Annotated in this window: 6 protein-coding genes and 1 rRNA gene; 3 read left to right on the plus strand and 4 right to left on the minus strand. The window is 42.3% G+C overall.

Annotation, left to right across the window (positions count from 1 at the left end):
• Positions 1 to 39 precede the first annotated feature (39 nt).
• A complete protein-coding gene (locus tag ACZMB2_RS10740) occupies positions 40 to 1,122 on the minus strand; it encodes a PucR family transcriptional regulator (RefSeq protein ID WP_487596748.1) in 1,083 nt (360 codons plus the stop codon).
• A gap of 179 nt (positions 1,123 to 1,301) precedes the next feature.
• Here ACZMB2_RS10740 and ACZMB2_RS10745 point away from each other — a divergent pair, with 179 nt between their 5' ends.
• Positions 1,302 to 2,477 (plus strand): DUF4317 domain-containing protein, encoded by a 1,176-nt coding sequence (locus ACZMB2_RS10745; protein ID WP_487596749.1) that lies wholly within the window; start codon positions 1,302 to 1,304, stop codon positions 2,475 to 2,477.
• A 225-nt stretch (positions 2,478 to 2,702) separates the two neighbouring features.
• Positions 2,703 to 3,692, plus strand: coding sequence for a 2-hydroxyacid dehydrogenase (locus tag ACZMB2_RS10750; protein ID WP_487596750.1), 990 nt, complete (start codon positions 2,703 to 2,705; stop codon positions 3,690 to 3,692).
• A gap of 51 nt (positions 3,693 to 3,743) precedes the next feature.
• Here ACZMB2_RS10750 and ACZMB2_RS10755 read toward each other — a convergent pair whose 3' ends face one another.
• Positions 3,744 to 4,112 carry a RidA family protein gene (locus ACZMB2_RS10755; RefSeq protein ID WP_487596751.1) on the minus strand — a complete coding sequence of 123 codons (369 nt, stop codon included), beginning with the start codon at positions 4,110 to 4,112 and terminating at the stop codon, positions 3,744 to 3,746.
• Between the two features lie 133 nt (positions 4,113 to 4,245).
• On the opposite strand from ACZMB2_RS10755, the gene ACZMB2_RS10760 reads away from it, so the two are divergent.
• Positions 4,246 to 5,220, plus strand: a complete 975-nt coding sequence (locus ACZMB2_RS10760) for a transglutaminase domain-containing protein (protein ID WP_487596752.1) — start codon at positions 4,246 to 4,248, stop codon at positions 5,218 to 5,220.
• A gap of 56 nt (positions 5,221 to 5,276) precedes the next feature.
• Here ACZMB2_RS10760 and ACZMB2_RS10765 read toward each other — a convergent pair whose 3' ends face one another.
• Positions 5,277 to 6,266, minus strand: coding sequence for a RelA/SpoT-related domain-containing protein (locus tag ACZMB2_RS10765; protein ID WP_487596753.1), 990 nt, complete (start codon positions 6,264 to 6,266; stop codon positions 5,277 to 5,279).
• 181 nt (positions 6,267 to 6,447) lie between these two features.
• Positions 6,448 to 6,540: ribosomal RNA gene (locus ACZMB2_RS10770) — 23S ribosomal RNA — on the minus strand; the annotation flags it as partial.

A 6,540-nucleotide genomic window follows, 5' to 3' on the forward strand; every position in this document is an offset into this window, starting at 1 on the left:
TTTTTTCCGTTTGCCTTCTCCTTTTCCCCTTCAATTATGTCACCCCTGTTTTTCTCTCAGATATTTCATATAATCAAATACCATCATGGCAATCTTAAAGGTCATGGCATCCTCAAATTTCCGAATATCAAGACCAATGGTCTTTTGCAGTTTTTCCAGGCGATATACCAGTGTATTTCTATGGACAAACAGCTGACGGCTGGTCTCTGACAGATTCAGGTCATTCTCCATAAACTGATAAACCGTCGTCAACACTTCTTCATCCAGGCTCTCCGGATTGTAGTCACCAAACACTTCCTTCAAAAACATCTCGCAGAGTGGAATAGGCAGCTGATAAATCAAACGGCCAATTCCCAGTTCCTCATAGACAATCACGTTTTTGGTATCGAAAAAGATCTCTGCCACTGCCAACGCCATTTTAGCTTCCTTATAGGAACGTGAAACCTCTTTCAAAGAAAGCGCAATGGTTCCGCACGCACTGCGAATGCGGCAGCCGGTCTCTGCTCCCACAGTATCAGACAGCAGCCGCGCCAGCTCTTCAATATCTTTTTCTGCTTCATGCTCTTCCAGTCTTCGTACCACAACAACAGAATCTTCTTCCATAGGAACAATAAAATCCAGACTCCGGTTTGACAGCAGGTTCTTTACAATGCTCTGAATCCGGAACACCTCGCATTCCTTTCCTTCTACCAGCAGCACTGCCCAGCGGCATTCCGGTCCAATATGCATTTGTTTTGCATAGCTTAAAATATCAACCGGGAGCAGATTATCCAGCAGTAGATTATGGATGAACTGATTTCGATCCTCACGGTTATAGCCAATCTCCAAAATCCGCTCCAGCTGTCTCACTGCCAGCTGACCCATGGGATAAATATCCTTGCTGTCTCCGCTGACTGATAACACATATTCGTTCTCCTGTCCCCCTACTTTGAACAGATACCTGCTTCCCAGTGCCTGCATATCAGCTGCAGATCCGCAAAAAGTCGTGATCACTCCCGCCTCCGGTGCTTCATCCTCTTCACCAGCTATACAGGCGCCATTGCGATCGTATAATGCCATATTCAGACGCACAATATCAGAAAAATCTTCCAGGCAGCCCTGAAGTAATCGATTCGAAATCATAATGTTCCTCCTAACTCTATCCTTATAGACATACATCCTTTTTTCTATACAAAAGAATACCATCCCACGACTGCCCCTGCAAGAAAAATATCGAAAAAACCGTGTACTTGTCGCATTTTCGGATTTATGGTATGGTAGTAAGCAGGAAAAATAAGTCTGAAGAAAAGTGAGTAACGTCTATGAATAAAAAAGAAACCCTTGAAATCCGAAAACAGTTCACGAACGAGAACTGCGCTATTACCCGTATCTGCGGATGCTATGTAGATGCTGAAAAGCAGATCCGTACCGAACTAAAAGAAGCCTTTCTCTCCCTCCCGGAAGAAGAGATTTTCAAATATTTTGAAATTTTCCGTAAAACTTTATCCGGAACGATCGGTAAAAATCTTCTAAATATGGATTTTCCGCTGGCTCAGGAAATGCCGGACGGAACCCAAAGCTGGCTTCTAAAGCTTCGTGACAGCCGTCTCACTGACGATGTCATGCTGGAAGAATTCTATGAGAAAATCATTAATCATTATGCTTATGGAGAAAACTACTATATCATCCTCATTCATGCCGCTTATGATATTCCGAAAAAAGCAGAAGACGGCATGGAAATGTTTGATGCTTCCGACGATACCTATGAATATCTTATGTGCAGTATCTGTCCGGTCAAACTGGACAAAGCCGGACTCTGCTACAATGCAGAAAAAAACAGTATTGAAGATCGTTCCCGGGACTGGATCGTACAGGCTCCTGATGCCGGATTCCTGTTTCCTGCCTTTAACGATCGGAACACTGACCTGCATAGTATGCTCTACTATACTCGGAACCCGGAAATTCTTCAGCCGGCACTTTTAGAAGAAGTCTTTGGCTGTCAGACTCCTCTGTCAGCCAAAGGCCAGAAAGAAACATTTCAGGAATTAGTAACTGAAACCCTCGGAAACACCTGTGATTATGAAACCGTCGTTAATATCCACGAAAATCTCAACGAATTAATCGAAGAGAAAAAAGATCTTCCGGAGCCACCGACTTTAAGCAAACCTGAAGTTCGCGAATTGCTTTCCAGAAGTGGTGCATCGGAAGAATCTCTTGAGCATTTTGAGGAGCATTACAATGAAACTGCAGGCGACAAAACCGAGTTTCTCGCTACCAATCTGACAAGTTCCAAAACCATGGAAGTGAAAACTCCGGATGTCATCGTAAAAGTAAGTCCGGAAAAAGCAGCTCTTCTGGAAACCCGCGTGATCGATGGGCATTCTTACCTGCTCATTCAGATTGATGACCAGATTGAAGTAAACGGTGTCCCCATCAGGGCCGCTCTTTCTGCCGGTTCTACTGAGCAGACTGAGCAAATTGAGCAAAATGAATACTAAATTGGTATGACGAATTTTTAAGCACATCTGACAATTTTCAGACCGGAACAGAGAAAAATCTGCTCCGGTCTTCTTTTTTCAAATTTCAAAATATAAATTTGACGAATAATAGTTTTCGGATTGATATTTTTTTGACAATTTGTTAATTGATATTTTTTTAACGATAGCATATACTAACATCAGAAATGAAACAGAACTTAATTTTCTCCAAGGAGGTTATACATCATGAAAGTTATTTTTTTTGATTCCAAAGCCTATGACAAAGAGTCCTTTACCAAAGAACTGGTAAACTATCCTGACATTGAAGTAAAATTTTTAAAAACTGAACTGACCCCATTCACCGCCGAACTGGCACATGGATATGACGCGGTATGTGCTTTCGTGAGTGCTGATATCAGCAACGATACCATCGAGGTTCTGAATATGTGCGGCGTAAAACTGATTCTTCTCCGCTGCGCTGGTTTCAACAATGTTGAAATGGAAACCGCAAAGAAATTCGGAATCCGTGTTTTCCGTGTACCCGGGTATTCTCCGGAAGCAGTTGCTGAGCATGCCATGGCTCTGGCTCTGGCAGTCAACCGCCATCTGCACAAAGCATATGTAAAAGTCCGTGAAAATGACTTCAGTCTGAACGGTCTTATGGGAATTAATTTCCATGGTAAAACTGCCGGTATTATCGGAACCGGTAAAATCGGTGCTGCTATGGCAAGAATCTGCCATGGTTTCGGAATGAAAATCATTGCTTATGATGTGTTTGAGAATCCGTCCATCAAAGATTTCACTACCTATGTAACGCTGGATGAACTGCTTGCTCAGAGTGATCTGATCTCCCTTCATTGCCCGCTGATGGACAACACCTATCACCTGATTAATCGCGAGACCATTGCGAAAATGAAAGATGGCGTTATTCTGGTTAATACCTCCAGAGGTGCTCTGGTTAAAACGGAGGATCTAATCGAAGGTATCCGTGCGCATAAATTCTTCGGTGTTGGTCTTGATGTATATGAGGAAGAGACTCCGAACGTATTCGAGGATCGTTCTGATGAAATCCTGGAACATTCTGTTACTGCAAGACTGTTGTCCTTCCCGAACGTGATGATCACATCCCATCAGGGATTCTTTACTCACGAAGCACTGGGAGCCATCGCACAGACCACTCTGGAAAATATCCGCTGCTTCGAACGAGGTGAGGAATCTCCAAACGAAGTAAAATAAATTTACACCTGAAAAGACCCTGCATAAAATGCAGGGTCCTTATTTTTTCACCTATTTAACAGCAATCGCTTCTACTTCACAGAGAACTCCCTTCGGAAGATCTTTCACTGCCACACAGCTTCTTGCCGGTTTAGAGACAAAATATTTTGCATATACTTCATTGAATGCTGCGAAATCTGCAATCTCTGCCAAAAAGCAAGTTGTCTTCACAACTTTTTCATAGCCGCTTCCTGCTGCTTTTAGAATCTCTCCTACATTCTTACAGCTCTGCTCAGCCTGAGCAGCAATTCCCTCTGCAATATTTCCGGTTGCCGGATCTACCGGGATCTGGCCAGATGTAAAAATCATTCCATTTACTTCGTATCCCTGAGAATATGGACCAATTGCACCTGGTGCTTTTTCAGTTGCGATGATATTCATGGATTTCTCCTCCTGTATTTACAAATTTTCTTCATTTTACTCCAGAGCAGAGAAATGTGCAACCCTTGCATCCATCTCTGCTTTTTATTATACTGGTAGCAGCTGATCATTAAAAAGTATAAAAGGATCTTTTATGAAAAAATATTTAATATATATTACTGCACTTTTGCTGTTAGTTGGATGCGGTAAAACCTCTCCAGAACCCATTACGCAGCAGCTGCCTCAATCCTGGCAGGATTATCAGTTAAGACAATCCCATTCTTCTCCTAATGATACCACGTCAGAACAGTTGGCAGAAACTGCACCCATATCCAATTCTGAATCTATGGAACAGATGAAGAAAATCATCTCCCAGCTTTTCACTCCGGATATGTCTGATTATGACAAAGTCTTTGTCATTCATCATTATCTGGTATCCACTGTTGCCTATGATTATGATAATCTGCAGACAGATACACTTCCTGATTCTGACTTTACCGCCGAGGGTGCTTTACTCGATCATCGGGCCGTCTGTGAAGGATATGCCAGGGCATTTTCCTGGCTTTGTAAACAGGCCGGATTGGATGAATTGATGATTTCCGGAACAGCAGATAATGGAAGCGGCTCTATCTCTCATGCCTGGAATCAGGTAAAGGTAGATGATATCTGGTATAATATCGATGTTACCTGGGATGATCCACTAGTGGAAGGGCAGATAGTTACTGACGGTTCTAATATCGTCTATGACTATTTTCTGGTTCCGGATAGCGTCATTGCTGAAAATCATTGGGCAGAAATGCCAGCAAGTCGTAATCTCTGTACCGATGACCGATACCTTGCCTCCAACCGTCAGCTTACCATTGCCCCTTATCTGACCGAACCATATTTCTTTCCTTCAGAAGACGCTGAGATTCAGAAACTGGCTTACTCCTGTCTGAATTCTGACTTATCAGGATTTCAGCTGGTATTTGATGCACCTGATGCAGAGGCGCAAAACAAAATAGACCTGGTATTGAATGCAACTCAGGCTGCTATGGAACAATTATCACTTTACGGACATATCTCTGCAAAAGCAACCTATGGCATTGCTGATTATATTTTAGTTACAGTAACAATCTCGCCAGACTAATCGTATAAAAAAATGTGAGCAGATCGCTGCAATTGATCATGCTCACATTCTCTTTTTTAATCTATAATATCATTCTGAAATCTTGATAGATGCTCGTACGGAAGAATCAGTCTTCCACGGAACAACCCACATCCATCATTTACAAGACTATTATTAATGGCAGAAAACATATTCACATCCAATTCTGCCAACTGCAATTTCAAAAGCTTCATGCCCCGCTCGTAAGCATCATCAAAATAGCTGCACTCTCCAACCGGAATCAACTTTCTTCTTGCACGTTCTTTTTCCTGTTCCTTCTCATAACCACGGTGATTAGCTGCTCCGATCTCGGCAATATCATCCATAGACTTTGTCCTGATCTGTACCTCAGTATAACAGTGGGCACTATTATCATAGAAAGTAATGTGCAGAGACTGATAACCACTGGGGCTCTGACCACAGACATAATCTCTGTAATAAGGTTTTACTTCATCCAGCAGAAAAGAACTTGTACTTTCCTTAACTCCTTTTGCATGCTCAGGAATAAATCCATGCTCCTCAAGAAATTTGGGAAGTACATTGGCAATGTCATACAGATATCTTAACTCCTGACTTTCCCGATCCTCTCCATGACGCAGATGACATCTCGGCATAGAGATTACAATGCGGTATGCAATCAAATCCCGGAAGCAGCTGAGTCGTCCTTTCAGTTCTTCTAACGTTGGATAAGTGCCGGACTCCTTATAATGATCATAGATAGTTTCTACAATATAGCCGTTAAACTTTTCTTCTGCCCGGATCAAGGATTTGATCCTTCCTTTAAACGTAAATGCCAGAAATGGATATTCTTTGGCCATATACTTATAGAACTCCCGCATTTTCTGAGACTGTGCCGTCAGGAAATCGTTATGCTCCAGCAGTTCTTTAATCTGAAGCAGAAAATCACTGTGAAGCAGATCAATCTCATTATTCTGTTTTTGTGATTCTATCCGTAGATCTCTGCTGTAGTTCTGTAAAATCTTCAGTACCGTATCCCCGGAATACAAATAATCATTTAATGTAATCATCGTGTTTGCTATCTACTTATCGTAGTCATAAATAAGATCCTCGCGGAGCGTTTTTTTCGTATGGAAACATAATTTCCTATACGAAAAAAACTGCCGCATCAGCGACAGTCCGTTCATCATGTGCCTTCAAAACCGCATACAGTCAATACTTTTTCTTTCCAAAACCTTACACCTAAACCTCTTGGTTAAGCCCTCGACCTATTAGTAACAGTCAGCTTCACGCATTACTGCGCTTCCACCTCTGCCCTATCTACCTCGTCGTCTTCAAGGGGTC

This window comes from Hominiventricola sp. (assembly GCF_057604405.1).